Raw genomic sequence first — 17,530 nt, 5'->3', positions numbered from 1 at the left:
AAAAAGGGCGAACCCTGGTGGGTTCGCCCTTTTTTGTGGCTGTTTGACTAAGTTGGCTGCGCGCGTTTTTTGCAGTGGTTAAACGGGTGCCATCGCTGGCAAGCCAGCGCCTACAGGGTAATCGATGTATTCAATGGAGCCGGCTTGCTGGCGATGGCGCCTGGACAAGCACCATCGGCTCAGGAAATCAGTGGCGTTCGAGCGCATTCACCAGGTCATGGAACGCTTCACGATTGGAGTCGTTCAGGCCCATGAGGATCTTGTGCGCTTCGAGCACCTTGATCCGCACCACCTCTTCGGACTGATCCTGATCTGGCAGGTCGTCCAGGCATTCCGGGCACGGCACAGGCTTGTCAACGATGTTGAACACCTGCTCGAAGCCCATGGACTGCAGAAGACGGGTGATGTCTTCGTGGGTGGTGACGACAGTCGGCAACAGGCCGACCTTCTGCCGCGACAGGATCGACAACTTGGCCAGCAGGCCAAGGGTGGTGCTATCGATGCTGCGGGTTTCAGTCAGGTCGATCACGATCGTGTTGAAATTCAACGCGGTGAAGATCCGATCAATAGTCGCATCCAACGCCGAACACAGGGTCAGGCGAACTTCACCGACGAACTTCAGGACGAAGGTGCCATCCTGCTCGGCGAACTGGATTCTACCGGTACTCATCAAAGATTCCTGCTCAACACCAACAGGGCGATATCATCCGGCATCTCCCCTAGCGTGGCCAATCCAAAAACCTGCCGCAGCCCATCCAGGGTGCCGCCCGCAGCCTTGACCCGTTGGGGCAACGCCGCCTCTTTTTCTTTGAGTGTGGGTTCTGGCAAAAGGTCCAGAATGCCATCAGACATCAGCGTCAGGCTGAACGTCGGCGGCAGCTCCAGTACGTGATCTTCGTAGGTCGCTTCGTTGAAGAGGCCTACGGGCAGACCGCGCCCTTCCAGATAACTGACACTGTCGGGTGTGTACAACACCGGCAACGGCAGATGACCGCCGATGCTATAGGTCAACAAACCTGTCTCCTCGTCGATGACTCCACCGACCATTGTGACGTGTTTACCCAGCTTACAACTGATCAGGCCCCGGTTGATATGACCAAGGACTTCTGAAGGCTTGAACTCCGGCAATGTGCCGCTGCGCTTGGATTCGAACAGCAAGCGCGTGGTCATGAACTTCAACAGCACCGTGACGAAGGCTGAAGAGGCGCCATGACCGGATACGTCGGCCAGGTAGAACGCTACCCGACGCTCGTCGACCCGGAAGTAGTCGACAAAATCACCCGACAGGTACAGCGACGGGATGATCTGGTGAGCAAACTTGAACTCGTCGATGGCCCAAGGGCTGACCGGCAGCATGTTCATCTGCACCTGACGACCGGCGTTCTGGTCTTCCTGGAGCAGGTTCAGGCTGGCGGCGAGCTCGCGGTTGGCCTTCTCCAGCTTCTCGCGGTAGCGCTGGTTTTCCACCAGCAGACGCGCACGATCCAGGGCCCGACGCACAGAGTGCTCAAGCACTGCCAGATCTTCGAGAGGCTTGATCAGGTAATCCGCCGCACCCAGGCGCAGGGCCTCGACCGCGTCGTTCATCACGCCGGCGCCCGACACCACGATCACTGGCGTCTGCGGCGACCGCTCGGTGACCTGGCGAATGAGTTCGAGTCCGCCCATCTGCGGCATGCGCAGATCGCAGATGACCAAGTCGGGCTTGTCTTGCTCGAATACCTGAAGACCTTGCTGACCATTGCTGGCCTGCAAGACGCTGAAACCACTGTCTTCCAAATAGGCGGCGAGGCTCGCGCGCACTACTTCGTCATCATCGATTATCAGCAGCGTGGCACTGGTTTTTGGCATGTGGGCAAACGGCGCCAGAATTAGGTTGGCGTAGCTGGCGGGGAACGGGTCCCGGCTCACACTACTGGATTCGCTTTCTAGCCTCTCTGTCGCACCACTTTCGAGCATTTGCCCTACACGCATGTACACCAGAGGTGCCCTTCTAAGGCGCAGACGGTACTCCCATCCGCGAGGTGTTTCAAGCTCATGCCGATGGTCGCTTGACGTCTACACTCTGCAAATCACCGGGAGTTATAAGAACAATCAAAACCGTAACCCAATCGAAGGATCAAGCCCATGAGTCAAACCCGTCGGGACTACAGCGAAAAGCGCGATTTCATCCGCATGCGGGTCGATGCCGATGTGTCGCTGATTCATCAAGGCGATCAGGTGCCCGCCATCTGCATCGACCTTTCCAGCAGCGGTATGCAGGTCCAGGCGCCGCGATTATTCAAGGTTGGCGACCGACTCCAAGTACGGCTCGATTCCGACCATACGGCGTTGAAAGGCCTTGAGGCCGACACCGAGGTGGTTTGGGTGAGAGAACAGGACGATGGCAAGCAGAAACTCGGCCTTACAATCCTCAAGATGCATTGACCCGGCGCCAGACGAAAAAAAGCGACCCGAAGGCCGCTTTTTCTGTTTTATCGGTCAGGATTTAAAAATCGTCTTCTACCTGGCCATCTTTCACCTTGAATTCGCGGTTTTGCAGGTACGCGTTCCGGATGAAGGTGTACTTGTCGCCACTGATCAGTTTTTCGCTCGACAGCAGGCTGGCACGGGTGTCGACGATGTTCAGACCGAACACCGAATTACGCACTGGCACATCATCGATGTAGTGGTACGCACCGGTGTAGCCATCGACGTATTTCGAGGGTGCATCACGCAAGGTGCTTGGACCAAGGAGCGGCAGCATCACGTACGGGCCACTGCCAACGCCCCAGTAACCGAGCGTCTGGCCGAAATCTTCGTCATTGCGATTAAGACCCATCTGCGTGCCGACATCAAAGAAGCCCAGCAGACCGAAAGTGGTGTTGAAAATCAGGCGTGCTGTGTCGACGCCCGCGGCAGCCGGTTTGGCCTGCAGAATATCGTTGGCAAGGTTGGTGACATCACCGACGTTGCGGAACATGTTGTGAATGCCGTCTTCAAGAAATTGCGGCGTCACAAACTGATAGCCCTGGGCCAAAGGCTTCAGGGCATAGGTATCGAGGACATCGTTGAATTTGAAAATCGGGCGATTGACGCTTTCCCAAGGATCATCTTCCGTAGCTGCCTGGGCAACGAACGGAACCAGCAACAGGCTGGCACACACACAAATCTGGGCTAGATGATTGCTCCAGCGCATAGAAAAAAACTCCTTGGACGGTACCGGCTCGAGCGCTTGGCCCGGGCAATAAGGTGGCGAGTATAAGGCGTAAATACTCCTTTAGACACATTACGATATGTGCATGGTAAGGATTCAGCCTGACTGTGAGCGTTTCACATCAGTGTCACTCAACTGTCACTGTTGACCTTTAGCCTCAGGCTATTTCAGGGACGTTCACATGTCGCACGCCGAAACATTGCCCCAAACCGCTCTGAATCTGACCGCCGTGTTGTTCGGCCTCAGTGGCTGTCTGGTGGACTTCGGCGCGCGCACGCACCGGCACGACAGCCCTCTGGCCGAACCTGCCGAGACCACGCCCGGAGCACTGGACGCTCTGCAGAGTTTGCAGCGACAGAAAATCCCTTGCGCCTGGCTTGATGAACTGCCTCCGGCGCTCTGCCATTCCATGGCCACTGCCCTGCCAGAATGGATCAAAGATGCGCAACATCCCGCAACAATCAACCCTTGGCCCGCGCCCGACGCGTGCTGGCAGGCATTGATGAATTTAGGCATCGAGCGATTGGACGGCTGTGTACTGGTCAGTGGCGAACCGCGACTGCTGCAATCGGGCCTCAATGCCGGGTTGTGGACCATCGGCCTGGCGTCCTGCGGCTCGTTGTGCGGACTGGCACCTGAGGCCTGGCAGGCGTTGGCCCCACAGGAGCGCGATATCAAACGAGGCAAGGCGACGATGCAGCTGTTTGGCCTGGGCGTGCATTCGGTGATCGACCACCTCGGAGAGCTCGACACCTGTCTGGCTGACATCCAGTTGCGTCGCTTCAAAGGCGAAAAGCCCTGATCGAGATCATGCAGGTTAGGCAGGAGTGGATTAATCTAAAGGTCAGCCATAGACCTTTGGCGAACCGCTGCGGTCTATGCCAGTGCCAATCGAGAGAAGGAAGAACGCCATGCCTGCCCGCGAACTGCAAGAACAGCTCAATGCCCTGCGCGAGCAATTGGAACAGAATCCTCCACTGTCCGAAGCTGAACGCGCCGAACTGCACGAACTGATGCAACAGATCGAGTTGAAGCTTGAGCTCGAAACCAAAACCCAGGATTCCAGCCTCGCCGATGGCGTCAACCTGGCCGTCGAACGCTTCGAGCTCGAACACCCGACCCTGGCCGGGACACTGCGCAACATCGGGCTGGCCTTGGCCAACATGGGGATCTGAGCCCGCAAAAGCCTTTGTAGGAGCAAGCTTGCTCGCGATGGTGTGTCAGTCGACGCCAAGGTAGCTGACACTCAATCGCGAGCAAGCTCGCTCCTACAAAAATGGATCTTTATTGACGGACCAGACGATGATTCGGCAGTTGCACCTCTTCAGTGCTGCGATACGGATTGATATCCAGCCCGCCACGACGCACATAGCGCGCATACACCGTCAACTTCTCCGGTTTCAACAACTGCTGTAGGTCCAGGAATATCCGTTCAACACACTGCTCATGGAAGTCCGAGTGCTGGCGGAAGCTGACGATGTACTCCAGCAAACTCGCATGATCCAGCGCCGCGCCACGGTACTCCACCGCCACGCTGCCCCAGTCCGGCTGACTGGTGACCGGGCAATTGGATTTGAGCAAATGGCTGTGCACGCTCTCCTCGACAATGCGCGAGTCGTCGCAACGCAACAGCTCCGGACGCGGGTGCTCGTAGTTGCTGACGCTGATATCCAGATCATCGATGCACACGCCAGGCAATGCCACGACGCCTTCGGCCTCGACATCCTTCAAACTGCGAATGCGCACGCCGACCGGCTTGCCGGCAGCGGCCGACAGGTCTTTGGCCAGCGTCGCCTCAAGGCTCGCCGTATCGTCGAACGGCGTCTGGTTCAGCGAGTTGAGGTACAACTTGAACGACTTCGATTCGATGATGTTCGGCGAATCCGCCGGGATGGTGAATTCACCGATCGCTACCACGGGCTTGCCCGACGGCAACAGCCACGACAGCTCGAAGCAGTTCCAGAAATCCACACCCTTGTACGGCAGGGTTTCAGCCGTCAGGCCCAGCTCTGCCCACTTCGCGGTGCGCGGAATCGGGAACAGCAGGGACGGCGTATAAGTGGCGATGTATTCGCTGGATTTGCCCAGCGGCGAGTGTTCGGCTGCGGGATGCATGGCGGAAACCTGACTGAAGAATCAGCGGATTCTATCAGCCTTTGCTCCCGCCTTTGAGTGCTTACTGACTGACAGTCAATTTGCCGACCATGCCGGCCTGGTAATGGCCTGGAATGTTGCAGGCAAATTCCAGGTTGGTGGCCTTGCTGAAGGTCCAGGTCAACTCGGCCGTCTTGCCCGGCGGCACCAGCACGCTGTTCGGATCGTCATGCTTCATGCCGTGCCCCATCGAACCGTGATCCATACCGGCCATGTTGCCGTGGTCCATTTCCTTGACGGCAGTAGGCGTGAGCATGCCACTTTGCTGCATCTGCAACATTTCCTGCTGATGCCGGGCATGCATCGCCGCATCGCCCAGGTTGAATTCGTGCAGCAACTGGCCTTTATTCACCAGTACAAAGCGCACGGTTTCCCCAGCCTTGACGTCGATCGTCTTCGGGTTAAAAGACATGTCGCCCAAGACCACTTCCACGCTGCGGGTCGCCTTGGCTGCCGATGCAGGTTGACCGAATTCGTAGGTATGCGCCGGACTCGCCCACGCCGTCGAACTCAGCGCCAGCAAACAAGCGACTTGTACCAGGGATTTGCGTAAAAACATGGTCATGCTCCAACAAGATAGGGCTCAGCTTGCTAAAAACTCTAAACTGCTGCCACTGCCCGCAACCTGACAGCCAGATTACAACTTTGTCAGGTTGGCCTGTATGAACGCCGTCCACGGTATAAAGCGTTGGTTCCACTTGCCATGAGTCGCCCATGAAACTGCTGATCGTCGAAGACCAACCGAAAACCGGCCATTACCTGCGCCAGGGCCTGGCCGAGGCCGGGTTCAACACGGAACTGGTGGCTGATGGCAACACCGGCCAGCAATTGGCCCTCAGCGGTGAATATGCCCTGCTGATTCTCGATGTGATGCTGCCAGGTCGTGATGGCTGGCAGATTCTGCAAGCGGTGCGCAGTGCGGGCCTGGATACACCGGTACTTTTTCTGACAGCCCGAGACGCCGTGGAGGACAGGGTTCACGGCCTCGAACTGGGCGCCGACGACTATCTGGTCAAACCCTTCGCTTTTTCTGAACTGTTGGCCCGGGTTCGCAGCCTGTTGCGCCGTGGCAGCACGACACCCCAGGAAACCAGTTTGCAACTGGCCGACTTGCGTCTGGACCTGATCCGTCGCCGGGTCGAACGCGGCGGCCAGCGCATCGACCTCACCGCCAAGGAATTCGCCCTGCTGGAAATGCTCCTGCGGCGCCAGGGTGAAGTCCTGCCGAAATCGCTGATTGCCTCCCAGGTCTGGGACATGAATTTCGACAGCGACACCAATGTCATCGAAGTCGCGATCCGGCGCCTGCGCCTGAAGATCGACGACGAATTCCCCAACAAACTGATCCACACCGTGCGCGGCATGGGTTACGTCCTCGAAGAGCGCTCAGCCTGATGCGCAGAATGTCCTTGGGCAGCCGCCTGGCGCTGCTGTTTGCGGCGTGCACCGCCGTGGTGTCGTTGTTTGCCGGGGTGCTGTTCAGCCGCGCCAGCGAGGCGCACTTCGTCGAGCTTGATCAGCAATTACTGGACGGCAAGTTGATTGGCTTGCGGCGTGCCCTGCAGGACCTTCAATCAAACGACAGTGAAATCAAACTGGCCGAAGAACTGAGCCGGCAAGCCGATCTGTCGCTGCGCATCACCGGCAGCGATGGCCGACGCTGGTATGACAGCTCAACGAGCGTGCCAGACAAACTCCCGCAACAGTCGGGACTCTCGACGATCAATAACAACGGCACCGATTACCGTGTGCTGAATGCGCCTTTGTTTCCCGACAAGCCGGACTCGCCACAACTGACCCTGCTGCTGGACATCACCCATCACCAGCACTTTTTGCAGCGCATGCAGCACCTGATCTGGCTGACGGTGGGTTTGTCGGCCCTGGCAACCGCCCTGCTGGGCGCCTGGGCCGCACGTAGCGGTTTGCGGCCGTTACGGCGCATGAGCGCGGTCGCCAGAGGCGTGTCGGCGCAATCGCTCAACGCCCGCTTGCCGGAAGAACACATGCCGCCGGAACTCGCGGAAATGGCCCACCACTTCAACGCCATGCTCGGACGCCTCGACGACTCTTTTCAGCGCCTGTCAGCCTTCTCTGCCGACATCGCCCATGAACTGCGCACGCCTCTGTCGAACCTGCTGACGCACACCCAGGTCACCCTCACCCGGCCTCGCCCCCTCGAGGATTACCGCGAAGCGTTGCACAGCAACCTCGAAGAACTGCAATGGATGGCGCAACTGGTCAACGACATGTTGTACCTGGCGAAGTCTGATCACGGGCTGTTGGTGCCCATGCGCGAAACGCTGGATCTGGCGGCGGAAACGGACCTGCTGCTGGAGTTTTTTGCGCCGCTGGCTGAAGACGCGCAGGTGAAACTGAGCCGTGAAGGTGACGCGCGTATAGAGGGCGACCGCAGCATGTTGCGGCGCGCACTGTCGAACCTGCTGGACAATGCTTTGCGCTTTACGCCGATCGCTGGCGAGGTTCGGGTGCGAATCCTCGAACAGCCAAACGCGTTGCGCCTGACCGTTGAAAATACCGGCGAACCGATTTCCGAAGATCTATTGCCACGCCTGTTTGACCGGTTTTACCGGGCTGACCCGGCTCGCCGGGAAGGCAGTAGCGAACATGCAGGATTGGGGTTGGCGATCACCCAGTCGATCATCCGCACCCATGGCGGGCAGATTCATTGCGAATCGGACAATGGATGGACCAGGTTTGTGATCGAGTTACCCAAGAAGGATTGAGGCCTGCCGTTCCGGCCTCATCGCTAGCAGGCTAGCTAGTCGCTCCAAAATCCCCTGTGGGAGCTAGCCTGCTAGCGATTGCGGTCAAGAGGTTTACGAATACCGCAACGCATGAGCCGGCTCAATCTTCGCCGCCCGCCAAGCCGGGTAAATAGTGGCCAGGAAACTCAACACAAACCCCGCCGAGCAAATCAACGCAACATCCGCACCCTGCAACTCCGACGGCAGGTTACTGACGAAATACACATCGGAACTGAAGATGTGCTGCCCGCTGACCCGCTCGATCCAGCCGACGATCTGACTGACATTCAGCGCGGCAATCACACCTAACACACCGCCAATCAAAGTGCCGACGATGCCGATCACAGTGCCCTGCACCATGAAAATCGCCATGATCTGTCGCGGCGTGGCGCCGATGGTGCGCAGGATCGCGATGTCCGCGCCCTTGTCGTTCACCACCATGATCAAGGTCGCGATGATATTGAACGCCGCCACGGCGACGATCATCAGCAACAGCAGGCCGATCATGGTTTTTTCCATCTTCATCGCACTGAACAGACTGCCCTGGGTGTGGGTCCAGTCGTCAGCCTTGTACGCAGCGCCCAGGCCGGTGGCGATGTCGCTCGACACTTGCGGAGCCGCGTACAAATCCTTCACCGCCAGGCGCACGCTCTGCACCTGATTCGGCTCCCAATGCTGCATCTGCGCGGCGTCGGCGACGTGGATCAGCGCCATCGAACCGTCCAGCTCGGCGCCAACCTTGAACACACCGACCACGTTCAAGCGCTGCATGCGCGGGGTAATCCCGCCCGGTGCGGTGCTGATTTCCGGAACGATCAGGGTGATCTTGTCGCCGACATTCAAGCGAAAGCGCCGCGCCGTGATCTCACCGACCACCACGCCGAATTCACCCGGCTTCAGGGCTTCGAGGCTCCCCTGAACAATGTGCTTGGCGACGATCGACACCTGGCCTTCCAGCGCCGGATCGACACCGTTGACCTGAATCGGCTGCATCGTGCCCTTGTAGGACAGCATGCCTTCCATCTCGGTGAACGGCACCGCCGCCGTCACTTCCGGGTTTTTCATCGCAGCCGCTGCCACGGGCTTCCAGTCGTCAATCGGATTGACGCCGACGATGGTGGCGTGCGGCACCATGCCGAGAATGCGCGAACTCATTTCGCGCTGGAAGCCGTTCATCACCGACAGCACCACAATCATCGCCAGCACGCCCAGGGCGAGGCCGATCATCGAGGTCATCGAGATGAAGGAAACAAAGCGATTGCGGCGCTTGGCGCGGGTATAGCGCGTGCCGATAAAGATCGATAACGGTCTGAACATTCGCTGGGGCACCGTATAAAAATAAAAGACCCGACGTGCTTTTCAGCTTCGTCGGGTTTCAACCCATCAGATAGGCGTGAGGCAACCGTCCTGCAAATGCAGGACGTGGTCCATCTGGCGGGCCAGGTTCATGTCGTGGGTCACCACCAGGAACGCCGTGCGCATCGAGGTGCTGAGTTCCAGCATCAAGTCCTGAATCCCTTGGGCGGTGTGGGAGTCGAGGTTGCCGGTGGGCTCGTCGAGCATCACCAGGCCCGGGTTGTTCACCAGCGCACGGGCAATGGCCACGCGCTGACGTTCACCACCGGACAGCTCGGCCGGTTTGTGCTCCAGGCGATGGCCCAGCCCTACCCGTTCCAGCAATGCGGTCGCACGCTGACGCGCTTCCGGGATTGCGGTCTTGCCGATCAACAGCGGCATGCAGACGTTTTCCAGCGCGGTGAACTCGGGGAGCAGATGGTGAAACTGGTACACGAAGCCAAGTGCACGGTTACGCAGAAGACCGCGCTTTTTCTCGCTCAGTGCCGACAGCTCTTCACCGTCGAGCCAGACGCTGCCCGTGGTCGGCGTATCGAGGCCGCCCAACAAGTTGAGCAAGGTACTTTTGCCCGAGCCGGACTTGCCGACAATCGCCACCCGCTCACCCGGATGCAACTCCAACTGCAGGCCGGCCAACACTTCCACCGATTCAGGGCCTTCCTCGTAGGATTTGCCCAGGCTGCGGCAGCTCAAGATTGCTTTATCACTCATGCCCGACTCACTCATAACGTAGCGCCTCCGCAGGCTGGGTGCGCGCAGCACGCCAGGCTGGATACAGGGTGGCGAGGAAACTCAGGACCAACGCCGCACAGCAGACCATCACCACATCCTGGCTCTGCACCTGCGACGGCAGGTAATCGATAAAGTACACGTCGGCGTTGAGGAATTTGTGCCCGATCAGACCTTCCAGCGCTGCGATCGCGGCGCTGACGTTCAACGCGGCGAAGATCCCGACCACGGCACCGATCGCCGTGCCGACCACGCCAATGACCGTCCCCTGCACCATGAACGTGCGCATGATCGTGCCCGGCGTCGCGCCCAGTGTGCGCAGGATCGCGATGTCGCCCTTCTTGTCGTTCACCACCATCACCAGCGTGGAGATGATGTTGAACGCTGCGACGGCAACAATCAGCAGCAGCAACAGGCCGATCATGGCTTTTTCCATGCGGATGGCCTGGTACAGGTTGCCGTGGGTGCGGGTCCAGTCGCGAGCATAGTAGCGGTCTTCGCCGAGGTCGCGGGCGATGCTCCACGCGGTGCGTGGCGCCTGGAACAGGTCGTCGAACTTCAGGCGCAGGCCCTGGACCTGATCCGGCTTCCAGCGATGCAGACGCGCCAGATCCTGCAGGTTGGTGATGCCCAGGTAGCCATCCAGCTCGCCAGCGCCGACGTGGAAGATGCCGACCACGGTAAAGCGCTTCATGCGCGGGAACATCCCGGCCGGGGTCACGGTGACTTCCGGCGCCACGAAAGTCAGCTTGTCGCCAACCGCCGCACCGAGTTTCGCCGCGGCCTTGTCGCCGATGACGATGCCGAATTCGCCCGGCACCAGGTCGTCGAGTTTGCCCTGCGTCATGAAGTTATCAATGATCGACACCTGGCGTTCGAGCGCCGGGTCGATGGCATTGAGCAGGACTTTCGAGACTTTGCCGTTGTTGGTCAGCAAACCCTGCATTTGCGTAAACGGCGCAACGGCCGTCACCTGCGGGTTTTGCTTGACCTTCGTGGCCAGGCGTTGCCAATCGCTGATGGCCTCGCTTGACTCGATGGTCGCGTGGGGCACCATGCCCAGCACGCGGGTACGCATCTCATGATCGAAGCCGTTCATCACCGACAGCACGACAATCATCACGACCACGCCAAGGGCGAGCCCGATCATCGAAGTCAGGGAAATGAATGACACAAAATGATTGCGACGCTTTGCACGGGTGTAACGCGTGCCGATAAATACGAAGAGAGGTCTGAACATGTCGGGGCTTGTTCGGAGGGAAAAGGAACGTCCTTGTGGCGGGGGTCGATAACCAGCTTTACACTCAGACCACCGCCGCTACCATGGGTTCGCCATGTCGACATTAGATGAAGAAGATCGCCGCGAATACTACCGTATCGAGGACACGATCGCACTGGAAATTCGGCCCCTGTCCGCTACCGAAGCCACAGGCCAGGAAGTGTTGCAGGATGCTTCCCCGCTCTTCAACTTGCTCAGCGAACTGCACCTGAGCGAATTCGAGTCGCAGCACCTGTTGCGCCAGATCAGCGAACGCGACCGAAACCTCGCGGCGTTCCTGAAATCCCAGAACAAACGCATCGATTTGTTGAGCCAGGTGGTCGCGATCACCGCGCTCGGGCAGATTGGCCAACCGCAACCGGTGATCATCTCCGAAGGCGGTCTCGACTTTCAGCACCCCACCCCCATTGCCGCCGAATCACGTCTATCGGTCAAGCTGGTGCTGATGCCGCAAGCCCTGGGCCTGTTGCTGCGCGCACGGGTCACCCATTGCGACCGCAAGGGCGATGGTTATGACATCGGCACCGAGTTCGAACACCCAACCGATGCGCAACGGCAGCTGTTGGCCCGCTACATCTTGCAGAAGCAGGCACAGGAACGACGTCTGGCCCGCGAACAAATCGACTCAGGCATTTAATTTAAGGAAGAACCGTGACCCTCATCTACGGCCATCGCGGCGCCAAGGGCGAAGCACCGGAAAACACCCTGACCAGTTTTCAGGAATGTCTGAAGCACGGCGTGCGCCGCTGCGAGCTGGACCTGCACCTGTCCATGGACGGCGAGCTGATGGTCATCCATGACCCGACGCTCAAGCGCACCACCGACCGTCGCGGCAAGGTCGTCGAGCACGCGGCGGCCGATCTTGTGACTTACGATGCGCGCAAAGGGGGACCTGGCTGGATCAAGCCATGCCCGATTCCGACGCTGGAAGAACTGTTCGAGAAATGCGATTTCGATCACTGGCAACTGGAAGTCAAAAGCGCATCAAGGATGCGTGCCGCGACCACCGTGCTGGCGATTCGTGAAATGGCGCAGCGTCATGGCCTGATGGACAAGGTGACCATCACCTCAAGTTCCCGTGAAGTGCTGAAGGCTGCGCTGGAGTTGGTGCCGGACGTATCCCGCGGACTGGTGGCCGAATATGCCTGGCTCGACCCGCTGAAAGTCGCGCAAAGCTATGGCTGTGAAATTCTGGCGCTGAACTGGACCCTGTGCACGCCGGAACGCCTGCAGAAGGCGCAGCGTCAGGGGCTGCATGTGTCGGTGTGGACAGTCAACGAGCCTGCGCTGATGCGCAGGCTCGCCGACTTCGGCGTTGACAGCCTGATTACAGACTTTCCCGGTTTGGCCACTGCCACGCTCGAGAATTGCTGAAATCGGTCTCCCCGGCCGGCTCAGGCCACCGGCCGGAGCCACTCAAAAAAGCCGGTTGAGGCCGTCGTATGCCGCTACCCGGTAGGCTTCGGCCATAGTCGGGTAGTTGAACGTGGTGTTGACGAAGTACTTCAGCGTGTTCAGTTCGCCCGGCTGGTTCATGATCGCCTGACCGATGTGCACGATCTCCGACGCCTGATAACCGAAGCAGTGAACGCCCAGCACTTCCAGGGTTTCACGGTGGAACAGGATCTTCAGCATGCCTTGCGGCTCGCCGGCGATCTGCGCACGCGCCATGCTCTTGAAGAAGGCCTTGCCCACTTCGTACGGCACTTTGGCCTGGGTCAGCTCCTGCTCGTTCTTGCCGATCGAGCTGATCTCCGGAATGGTGTAGATGCCGGTCGGCACGTCATTCACGAAGCGCCAGCTGCCGTTGTCGACGATGCTGCCAGCGGCCGAACGACCCTGGTCGTGAGCAGCACTGGCCAGGCTTGGCCAACCGATTACGTCGCCAGCGCCATAGATGTTCTGGATGCCGGTGCGGTAGTTTTCATCGACTTCGATCTGGCCACGACCATTGACCTTCACGCCGATGTTTTCCAGGCCCAGCTGATCGGTGTTACCGGTACGGCCGTTGCACCAGAGCAAGGCGTCGGCCTTGATCTTCTTGCCGGACTTGAGGTGCAGGATCACGCCGTTGTCCACGCCTTCGACGCGGTCGTAGTCTTCGTTGTGGCGAACGGTGATGTTGTTGTTGCTGAAGTGGTAGCTCAACGCCTGGGAGATTTCCGAGTCGAGGAAGCTCAGCAACTGACCGCGGTTATCCACCAGTTCAACCAGCACGCCCAGACCACTGAAAATCGAAGCGTATTCGCAACCGATCACGCCAGCGCCGTAAACGATGAGTTTGCGCGGGGTGTGGCCCAGGCTCAGGATGGTGTCGCTATCGTAGATACGCGGGTGGTGGAAATCGATGTCCGCCGGACGATACGGGCGCGAACCGGTGGCGATGATGATGTGCTTGGCGACAAGCTTTTCGACCACGCCGTTGGCGCAGACCACTTCGATGGTTTGCTCGTCGGCGAAGCTGCCGGTGCCGAAGAACACGTCGACGCGGTTACGGGCGTAGTAGCCGGTACGCGAAGCGACTTGTTTGGCGATGACTTTCTCGGCGCTTTTCAACACGTCCGGGAACGAGAACCAACGCGGCTCACCAATGGCCCGGAACATCGGGTTGGTGTTGAACTGCATGATCTGCCGCACCGAGTGACGCAGTGCCTTGGACGGGATGGTGCCCAAGTGAGTGCAGTTGCCGCCGACCTGGCGACGGCTATCGACCATCGCCACCTTGCGCCCTGCCTTGGCGGCGTTCATTGCCGCGCCTTCCCCCGCCGGGCCGGAACCCAACACCACCACGTCGTAGTTGTAGACAGCCATGCGTACTCCTCAGAACAGGCCGCGGCACTCTCGGCACCTGCGGCTAAATCACACCAATCTGTGGCGTGAAGGAACAATTTGGGGCCAGTGCAGAACCCGGACACAGTCTATAGAAGCGTCAACGCCGCGCACATTAACCCTTGGTCGCGTCGTAGGCTACTTTTGCCTGCACTACAACGCCAGTTTTCAATGCTCAAATTGCCGAATTCATTCGGTTTTTTCGCCACTGAGGCGTTCGAAAGCGTGACTGCTGCGCGTGACGAAACCTGTATCGGCACGAATCACGAAAAACGCGCCGACATCGTGCTTCTCTGCGTAGTCCCAACCGCGCTCCGGGCCGAGTATCAGCAACAGCGTCGACAAGCCATCGGCTATCAGCGCTGAAGGATGAATCACCGTGACCGACGCCAGAGTGTGTGAGACCGGTGAGCCGGTCCGGGCATCGAAGGTGTGGGAAAAACGCCGCCCTCCTTGCTCGAAATAATTGCGGTAGTCACCCGAAGTGGAAACGCCATAGCCGTCGACCGCAATGATTCGCTCAGCCACCTGGCGGTCATCCCGAGGTTCTTCCAGGGCAATGCGCCACGGCGAGCCGTCGGGTTTGCTGCCCGCGGCCTTGAGTTCTCCAGTGACTTCGACGAGGTAGTCGTGGATGCCCTTTTCCTCTAGCCGTGCGGCAATCGTATCAACGGTGTAACCGGCGGCAATGCTGTTGAAGTCGACCTCGACGGCGGCGTCCTTGCACAGCTGATCACCCTGGATGCGCAGGTGGGTGTAGCCGACACGTTGGCGCGCCTCGGTGAGCGCTTCGGCAGACGGCACTTTTTCCTCGCGTGCCTGCGGACCGAAGCCCCAGAGATTGAGCAGCGGCTCGACCGTCAAATCGAAAGAGCCTTCGCTTTGCACAGACAACTGCTCGCCCACGCGAACCAATTCAAGGATTGACGCGGGCATGATCTGACACTGGTTGGCGGGCATGGCGTTGAAGCGCTCGATGTCCGAGTCGCTGCGGTAGGTCGACATTTGCCGGTCGACATCCGCGAGGATTTTCTCCACTGCCTCCCGAACTTCGACCGGAGCGGGAAGATCGGCGTGACGGACGTACTTGATCGAGTACGTACTGCCCATGGTCGGGCCGCCGAAGCTTTCCATGGCGCCGCTGTTGCCGCAGCCGGACACCCCTCCTATCAGCGCCAGAAATAAAAACTTCCATCCGCTCAAAAACAATCTCACCTTTTCTGATGCCCTGATAAAAGATCGCAGCCTTCGGCAGCTCCTACAGGATTGCATACCTTTGTAGGAGCTGCCGAAGGTTCAGGCCGCGTTCGGACGATCTTTTGATCTTGATCGTTTTAGCATCACACAAACAAAAACGCCCCGACCAAAGTCGGGGCGTTTTTGTTTGTGCTAAGGCTTAGCGCGGGAAAGCTGGCGGGTTTACACCGGCCATGTCTTCCATCACGCGAACCACCTGGCAGCTGTAACCGAACTCGTTGTCGTACCAAACGTACAGTACAACGCGGTTATCCTGGGTGATGGTCGCTTCTGCGTCCACAACGCCTGCGTGGCGCGAGCCAACGAAGTCGGTGGAAACCACTTCCTGGGAGCTCACGTAGTCGATCTGCTTGTGCAGATCCGAGTGCATGGCCATCTGGCGCAGGTACTCGTTGATCTCTTCGCGAGTGGTGGCCTTTTCCAGATTCAGGTTCAGGATGGCCATCGACACGTTTGGCGTAGGAACGCGAATCGCGTTGCCGGTCAGCTTGCCCTTGAGCACTGGCAGTGCCTTGGCGGCGGCAGTGGCGGCACCGGTCTCGGTGATGACCATGTTCAGCGGCGCGGCGCGGCCACGACGGCTGCCCTTGTGGAAGTTGTCGATCAGGTTCTGGTCGTTGGTGAACGAGTGAACGGTTTCGACGTGGCCGTTGATGATGCCGAACTTGTCGTTGACTGCCTTGAGCACCGGCACAATGGCGTTGGTGGTACAGGAAGCCGCCGAGATGATCTTGTCATCAGGCGTGATGTCGCCATGGTTGATGCCGTGCACGATGTTCTTCAGCGCGCCCTTGCCAGGTGCGGTGAGGATCACGCGGGCAGCGCCCGGGCAGGCCAGGTGCTGGCCCAGGCCGTCGGCGTCACGCCATACACCGGTGTTGTCGACGATCAGCGCGTTTTCGATGCCGTACTGGGTGTAGTCGACTTCGGCCGGGCTCTTGGCGTAGATAACCTGGATCAGGTTGCCGTTTGCGGTGATGGTGTTGTTGGCTTCATCAATGGTGATGGTGCCATCGAACGGACCATGAACCGAGTCACGACGCAACAGGCTGGCGCGCTTGACCAGGTCGTTGTCGGCGCCCTTGCGGACGACGATGGCGCGCAGACGCAGGCCGTCGCCACCACCGGTTTTCTCGATCAGGATGCGCGCCAGCAGACGGCCGATACGACCGAAGCCGTAGAGGACAACGTCGGTGCCTTTGCGGGCGGAAGCGTTCTGCTGGCCAACCACGTCAGCCAGTTCTTCACGGACGAACTGCTCGGCAGTACGGCCATTGCCTTCGGCCTTGAATTTGGCCGCCAGCTTGCCCAGGTCCACCGAAGCGGCGCCGAGCTTGAGTTCGCTCATCGCTTTGATCAGCGGGAATGTTTCGTGGACGGACAGCTCGCTTTCGTCGGACTGACGGTGACGAGCAAAGCGGTGAGCTTTGAGAATCGCAATGACTGAACGATTGATCAGGCTGCGGCCATAGATCGAGCTCACCACGTTGTTATTGCGGTAGAGCTGACCGATAAGCGGAATCATCGCTTCTGCGAGTGCTTCACGGTCGATCCATTCACCAAGACACTGGTCGGGCTTCTGAGTCACGGGAACCTTCCACATGTAGGGGCAGAAAAAAGGGGCTACATTATGCCGCCCTGTGACCCGTGTAGCAATGCGCGCCTGTCGTGCAATCCGTAACAAATCCCCGTTCAAAAAAGTTACGCCGCGCTAAAGCCCAATAAAACCGGGGCTTTCAGCACAGTCAATTTTTTGGAGGCGGCGTCACCGTATCCGTAACCCTCCGTAACACCCATTCGTTTTACCACTACATACCCGGGTTTTTTCAGTAAAAAACCGGGCTTTTTTGTCTTTACCACTACATTTCGCCAAACCTTCGTAATAGACACAGTCTGCAACTGACAGGCGGCACCCTAGGCCGCTACAATTACCGACTTTGTCGCAACGCTTGGAGCTCAACCTTC

18 protein-coding genes are annotated in these 17,530 nt (G+C 59.0%); 7 read left to right on the top strand and 11 right to left on the bottom strand.

What is annotated here, in order from left to right; genetic code table 11:
• Positions 1–187: 187 nt before the first annotated feature.
• The gene (gene rssC, locus CKW15_RS05790; RefSeq protein ID WP_095061191.1) at positions 188–670 is read right to left on the bottom strand and encodes an anti-sigma factor antagonist RssC; all 483 of its coding nucleotides are present in this window, start codon (positions 668–670) and stop codon (positions 188–190) included.
• A complete protein-coding gene (rssB, locus tag CKW15_RS05785) occupies positions 670–1,851 on the bottom strand; it encodes a two-component system response regulator RssB (protein ID WP_095061189.1) in 1,182 nt (393 codons plus the stop codon). Before rssB ends, rssC begins: the two co-directional genes overlap by 1 nt.
• A gap of 276 nt (positions 1,852–2,127) precedes the next feature.
• Here rssB and CKW15_RS05780 point away from each other — a divergent pair, with 276 nt between their 5' ends.
• Positions 2,128–2,427 carry a PilZ domain-containing protein gene (locus CKW15_RS05780; RefSeq protein ID WP_095061187.1) on the top strand — a complete coding sequence of 100 codons (300 nt, stop codon included), beginning with the start codon at positions 2,128–2,130 and terminating at the stop codon, positions 2,425–2,427.
• 61 nt (positions 2,428–2,488) lie between these two features.
• On the opposite strand, the gene CKW15_RS05775 is transcribed toward CKW15_RS05780, so the two are convergent.
• The gene (locus tag CKW15_RS05775; protein ID WP_095061185.1) at positions 2,489–3,178 is read right to left on the bottom strand and encodes a VacJ family lipoprotein; all 690 of its coding nucleotides are present in this window, start codon (positions 3,176–3,178) and stop codon (positions 2,489–2,491) included.
• A 199-nt stretch (positions 3,179–3,377) separates the two neighbouring features.
• Here CKW15_RS05775 and CKW15_RS05770 point away from each other — a divergent pair, with 199 nt between their 5' ends.
• Both CKW15_RS05770 and CKW15_RS05765 read left to right on the top strand, forming a co-directional pair.
• Positions 3,378–3,998 (top strand): phosphatase, encoded by a 621-nt coding sequence (locus CKW15_RS05770; RefSeq protein WP_095061183.1) that lies wholly within the window; start codon positions 3,378–3,380, stop codon positions 3,996–3,998.
• 109 nt (positions 3,999–4,107) lie between these two features.
• Positions 4,108–4,371 carry a DUF4404 family protein gene (locus CKW15_RS05765; protein ID WP_095151804.1) on the top strand — a complete coding sequence of 88 codons (264 nt, stop codon included), beginning with the start codon at positions 4,108–4,110 and terminating at the stop codon, positions 4,369–4,371.
• A gap of 109 nt (positions 4,372–4,480) precedes the next feature.
• Here CKW15_RS05765 and queF read toward each other — a convergent pair whose 3' ends face one another.
• Together queF and CKW15_RS05755 are read right to left on the bottom strand one after the other, a co-directional pair.
• On the bottom strand, positions 4,481–5,311 hold the full coding sequence (gene queF / locus CKW15_RS05760; protein WP_095151803.1) for an NADPH-dependent 7-cyano-7-deazaguanine reductase QueF: 831 nt from the start codon (positions 5,309–5,311) through the stop codon (positions 4,481–4,483).
• A 61-nt stretch (positions 5,312–5,372) separates the two neighbouring features.
• Positions 5,373–5,909: a plastocyanin/azurin family copper-binding protein gene (locus CKW15_RS05755; RefSeq protein WP_095151802.1), complete on the bottom strand. Its 537-nt coding sequence runs from the start codon at positions 5,907–5,909 to the stop codon at positions 5,373–5,375.
• A 155-nt stretch (positions 5,910–6,064) separates the two neighbouring features.
• Between CKW15_RS05755 and CKW15_RS05750 the strand changes: the two genes are divergently transcribed.
• Together CKW15_RS05750 and CKW15_RS05745 are read left to right on the top strand one after the other, a co-directional pair.
• Positions 6,065–6,745 (top strand): heavy metal response regulator transcription factor, encoded by a 681-nt coding sequence (locus CKW15_RS05750; protein WP_095061177.1) that lies wholly within the window; start codon positions 6,065–6,067, stop codon positions 6,743–6,745.
• A complete protein-coding gene (locus CKW15_RS05745) occupies positions 6,745–8,094 on the top strand; it encodes a heavy metal sensor histidine kinase (protein ID WP_095151801.1) in 1,350 nt (449 codons plus the stop codon). Before CKW15_RS05750 ends, CKW15_RS05745 begins: the two co-directional genes overlap by 1 nt.
• A gap of 93 nt (positions 8,095–8,187) precedes the next feature.
• Here CKW15_RS05745 and CKW15_RS05740 read toward each other — a convergent pair whose 3' ends face one another.
• The 3 genes from CKW15_RS05740 to CKW15_RS05730 form a co-directional block, all read right to left on the bottom strand.
• Positions 8,188–9,432 carry a lipoprotein-releasing ABC transporter permease subunit gene (locus CKW15_RS05740; RefSeq protein WP_095151800.1) on the bottom strand — a complete coding sequence of 415 codons (1,245 nt, stop codon included), beginning with the start codon at positions 9,430–9,432 and terminating at the stop codon, positions 8,188–8,190.
• Between the two features lie 66 nt (positions 9,433–9,498).
• Positions 9,499–10,182 carry a lipoprotein-releasing ABC transporter ATP-binding protein LolD gene (gene lolD / locus CKW15_RS05735; protein ID WP_177408854.1) on the bottom strand — a complete coding sequence of 228 codons (684 nt, stop codon included), beginning with the start codon at positions 10,180–10,182 and terminating at the stop codon, positions 9,499–9,501.
• A gap of 7 nt (positions 10,183–10,189) precedes the next feature.
• Positions 10,190–11,440: a lipoprotein-releasing ABC transporter permease subunit gene (locus CKW15_RS05730; RefSeq protein ID WP_095151799.1), complete on the bottom strand. Its 1,251-nt coding sequence runs from the start codon at positions 11,438–11,440 to the stop codon at positions 10,190–10,192.
• 94 nt (positions 11,441–11,534) lie between these two features.
• On the opposite strand from CKW15_RS05730, the gene CKW15_RS05725 reads away from it, so the two are divergent.
• Both CKW15_RS05725 and CKW15_RS05720 read left to right on the top strand, forming a co-directional pair.
• Positions 11,535–12,116, top strand: coding sequence for a PilZ domain-containing protein (locus CKW15_RS05725; protein WP_095061169.1), 582 nt, complete (start codon positions 11,535–11,537; stop codon positions 12,114–12,116).
• 14 nt (positions 12,117–12,130) lie between these two features.
• The gene (locus CKW15_RS05720) at positions 12,131–12,853 is read left to right on the top strand and encodes a glycerophosphodiester phosphodiesterase (protein WP_095061167.1); all 723 of its coding nucleotides are present in this window, start codon (positions 12,131–12,133) and stop codon (positions 12,851–12,853) included.
• A gap of 42 nt (positions 12,854–12,895) precedes the next feature.
• Here the strand turns inward: CKW15_RS05720 and sthA are convergent, their stop codons facing one another.
• The 3 genes from sthA to CKW15_RS05705 form a co-directional block, all read right to left on the bottom strand.
• Positions 12,896–14,290 (bottom strand): Si-specific NAD(P)(+) transhydrogenase, encoded by a 1,395-nt coding sequence (gene sthA / locus CKW15_RS05715; RefSeq protein WP_095061165.1) that lies wholly within the window; start codon positions 14,288–14,290, stop codon positions 12,896–12,898.
• A gap of 207 nt (positions 14,291–14,497) precedes the next feature.
• Positions 14,498–15,442: an FAD:protein FMN transferase gene (locus CKW15_RS05710; protein ID WP_256583119.1), complete on the bottom strand. Its 945-nt coding sequence runs from the start codon at positions 15,440–15,442 to the stop codon at positions 14,498–14,500.
• A 262-nt stretch (positions 15,443–15,704) separates the two neighbouring features.
• Positions 15,705–17,168: a glyceraldehyde-3-phosphate dehydrogenase gene (locus CKW15_RS05705; RefSeq protein ID WP_095061161.1), complete on the bottom strand. Its 1,464-nt coding sequence runs from the start codon at positions 17,166–17,168 to the stop codon at positions 15,705–15,707.
• Positions 17,169–17,530: the final 362 nt, after the last annotated feature.

The organism is Pseudomonas sp. Irchel s3b5 (assembly GCF_900187435.1).
Lineage (GTDB): Bacteria > Pseudomonadota > Gammaproteobacteria > Pseudomonadales > Pseudomonadaceae > Aquipseudomonas.
This window is presented reverse-complemented; position numbering and strand designations above follow the sequence as displayed.